This window comes from Lonsdalea britannica, assembly GCF_946477055.1.
GTDB lineage: Bacteria > Pseudomonadota > Gammaproteobacteria > Enterobacterales > Enterobacteriaceae > Lonsdalea > Lonsdalea britannica_A.
On the sequence record NZ_CAMKXG010000294.1, the window covers coordinates 1 to 3,748 of the forward strand.

Sequence of the window (3,748 nt, forward strand, 5' to 3'; positions counted from 1 at the left end):
CAATATGATCTGTTTTTATCATGCCATCGTCTGGATATCGAGTGGTCTTGAGTCGGTGATTTTCTCGATGGCGGTCTTGTTCAACGCGTTTAACGCCCGGCTGATGCTCGGCCAGCGGCTGACACGCAATGTGTGGCTGGCCGCGCCGTTAGGACTGGCGGGCATCGTCCTGCTGTTCTGGCATGACCTGACGCAGATCGACGCAGGATCGCATCTACTGATGGGAGCCGGATTATGCCTGCTGGCGACCTACTGCTTTTCGCTGGGAAATATCATTAGCCTCCAGCACCAGCGGCAGGGGCGCGACATCATGACGACCAACGGCTGGGGGATGTGCTACGGGGCGCTGGCCGTAGGCATGGCTGGAGTATTCATGGGCTATGACTTCACGCCCGAATTGACGGCGCGTTATCTGGGATCGCTGGGGTATCTGGCCGTTGTGGGATCGGTCGTCGGCTTTGGCGCTTATTTTCTGCTGGTAGGACGTATCGGTGCGAGTCAGGCGGCTTATGCCACGCTGTTGTTCCCGCTGGTGGCGCTCTCGCTCTCAACGGTATTCGAAGGCTATCAATGGCGGGCGAATGCGGTGTTAGGGTTGGTGTTGATTCTGGCGGGCAATGCGGTGATGTTTTATCGTCGACGCCGTAAAACGGCGCTAACGTCCCAGCAGGCAGTCTGAGTGGACACCTGAAGGAACAGGCGGCCCGAGGGCCGCCTGTCACACAAACTAGGCTTTGGACGCCGGTTTGTGGCTCGGACGAGCGCGACGAGCCTGACCGTCACGCGCGCCGCCGGAGCGAGGTGCGCCCTGACGAGCCGGACGACCACCCTCACCTGCGCCGCCACGGTGATTACCCTGACGCGCACCGCCGCCGCCACGAGGAGCCGATGACGGACGACCGCCACGGCCACCCTGACGACCATTCTGAATCGGATCGGCCTTAATCGTCGGGTCCGGTTCGTAGCCCGGAACGGCCATACGCGGGATCTCACGCTTCAGCAGGCGTTCGATGTCGCGCAGCAGTTTGTGCTCATCGACACACACCAGCGACAGCGCTTCACCGGTAGAGGCGGCACGGCCAGTACGGCCGATACGGTGAACGTAATCTTCCGGTACGTTCGGCAACTCGTAGTTCACAACGTGCGGCAGGTGGTCGATATCCAGACCTCGGGCCGCGATATCGGTCGCCACCAGCACACGAATGGAACCGTCTTTAAAGTTGGCCAGCGCCCGGGTACGTGCGCCCTGGCTCTTGTTGCCGTGGATCGCCGCGGCGGTGATGCCGTCTTTTTCCAGCTGTTCAGCCAGATGGTTAGCACCGTGTTTGGTCCGGGTGAAGACCAGCACCTGACGCCATTCGTTTTGACCAATCAGCTGAGACAGCAGTTCGCGTTTGCGTTTTTTGTCGACCATGTGCACATGCTGCGTTACCAGTTCTGACGGCGTGTTGCGGCGCACCACTTCGACAGAGGCCGGATTGTTCAGCAGAGAGTTGGCCAACCCTTTGATGTCATCAGAGAAGGTCGCGGAGAACATCAGGTTCTGACGGCGTGTCGGCAATTTCGACAGCACGCGACGGATGTCGTGGATAAAGCCCATATCCAGCATACGGTCAGCTTCATCCAGCACCAGCACTTCGACCTGAGACAGGTCTACTGCATTCTGATGTTCCAGATCCAGCAGTCGACCCGGGGTCGCCACCAGAATATCCACGCCGCCGCGCAATTTCATCATCTGCGGATTGATGCTGACGCCGCCGAACACGACCAGCGAACGCAGGCTCAGGTATTTGCTGTAAGACTGGACGTTTTCGCCAATCTGCGCCGCCAGTTCACGGGTCGGCGTCAGGATCAGCGCACGAACCGGGCGACGGCCCTTCGACATAGGCTTCGAGCTGAGCATTTGCAGCAGCGGCAGCGTAAAGCCCGCCGTCTTGCCCGTACCGGTCTGAGCGCTGGCCATCAGGTCGCGACCAGCCAATACCAGCGGGATCGCCTGACTCTGTACCGGCGTCGGCTCACGATAACCCTGCTCTTCCACGGCACGTAAAATATCGGCGCTCAGGCCGAGAGATTCAAAAGACATATTGAGAACAACTCCAGATCGACCCTGACCGGACATAGTCGGCGTAGTTTCCAGGGCGATAACAAGATGGGTATCGGCGCGACGTTCGGTGTGCGTACGCGATGCGCTAACCCAGATGAATGGGCACAAACTACGGTGCATAACTGCCAATGATTGTATCAGGAAATGATGACTATCAGGGATTTTTCTACCTGCATCACACTTTATGGCGGGAAACGTATCCCACACCCTATGATTTCGTCGATTGACGATATTCTTCGCCTCGGATTTGAGCGCGAATTTGCGTATTGCCGTCACCCGACCGCCCCATCGCATGCCAATACGTCCCCGCCGTCCCTGACACTCAGCGACACACAGGCGACGGTCCGATCCTGCTGAATTTAGGATGGATCTGGGGACGTCGTCTATGCCACAGTCTACACTTTGTCACGGGCATCGCGCCGTCTCTGTCGGCGATGTGCCCACCAGCTCTACCAGGAGAAAATTGGATGAAAGCGACATGGCGTGATGACAATCAGTTCGAGCTGCTGATCAACGGCGACGCTTTCTATCCCAGCGTTTTTTCCGCCATTCGCCAGGCCCAACGCCACGTAGTTTTAGAAACCTTCATCTGGTTCGAGGATAGAATCGGCACCGAACTGCGCGACGTACTGGCCGAAGCGGCGCAGCGCGGCGTCAGCGTGGATGTGCTGGCGGATGGTTTCGGCTCGCACGATCTGTCCGCGGGCTTTTTAGCGCCGATGATCGAGGCGGGCGTCCACGTACGTTTCTACGACCCGCGTCCGCGACTGCTCGGCATGCGCACCAATCTGTTCCGCCGTCTGCATCGCAAGATCGTCGTGGTTGACGGCACCGCCGCCTGGGTCGGCGGCATCAACTATGGCGAAGACCACATGACCGATGCGGGGGCAGACGCCAAACAGGACTATGCCGTCAAGGTGCGCGGCCCCGTGGTACAAGACATTTATCGCTATGTCATGGACGTGTTGGCGCATGAAGAGCCGCCGAAACGCTGGTGGCGTAACCGCTTCCGTCGCCCGGTGCGCAACCGCAATCCGAGCGACGCGCAGGCGCTGTTCGTCTATCGCGATAACGCCTCTCACCGCGACGACATCGAAAAGCACTATCTTTATATGCTCCGCCAGGCCAAGCGAGAAGTCGTGATCGCCAACGCCTATTTTTTCCCCGGCTATCGACTGCTGCGTTCAATGCGTAAAGCCGCTCGCCGCGGCGTTCGCGTGCGTCTCATCGTTCAGGGCCAGCCGGACATGCCGATCGTGCTGGTCGGCGCCCGCATGCTGTATCACTACCTGCTGCGAGCGGGCGTGGAGATCTACGAATATCGCCGCCGCCCGCTTCACGGGAAAATCGCGTTGCAGGATGATCAATGGACCACCGTCGGCTCCAGCAATCTGGACCCGCTGAGTCTGGCGCTGAACCTGGAGGCCAATCTGGTCATTCATGACCGCGACTTTAACCAGCAGCTGCGCGAACATCTGTACCAGCTGATGACGGAGGACTCCCTGCGCGTGGAGCCGGACCACTTGCCTAAGCAGTCTTACTGGCGGCTGATGCAGAACGTTCTGGTGTTCCACTTTTTACGCCATTTCCCCGCCTTGGTAGGATGGCTGCCCGCGCATACGCCGCGGCTCAAACTGCTCA

General features: G+C 59.2%; 3 protein-coding genes. 2 read left to right on the top strand and 1 reads right to left on the bottom strand.

The features are described from left to right. Nucleotides 1-679 (top strand): DMT family transporter (locus Q7O77_RS15450; RefSeq protein WP_304169377.1); only part of this gene is annotated, 679 nt, incomplete at its 5' end. A 48-nt stretch (nucleotides 680-727) separates the two neighbouring features. Here Q7O77_RS15450 and rhlE read toward each other — a convergent pair. Further along, nucleotides 728-2,086, bottom strand: coding sequence for an ATP-dependent RNA helicase RhlE (rhlE, locus tag Q7O77_RS15455; RefSeq protein WP_304169380.1), 1,359 nt, complete (start codon nucleotides 2,084-2,086; stop codon nucleotides 728-730). Nucleotides 2,087-2,574: 488 nt separating this feature from the next. Here rhlE and clsB point away from each other — a divergent pair. Next, a partial coding sequence (clsB, locus tag Q7O77_RS15460) for a cardiolipin synthase ClsB (RefSeq protein WP_304169383.1) occupies nucleotides 2,575-3,748 on the top strand: 1,174 nt, incomplete at its 3' end.

What these genes read in the sequence shown, in the direction of transcription:
- rhlE (WP_304169380.1), bottom strand. Translation starts at nt 2,086, where the DNA reads ATGTCTTTTGAATCTCTCGGCCTGAGCGCCGATATTTTACGTGCCGTG.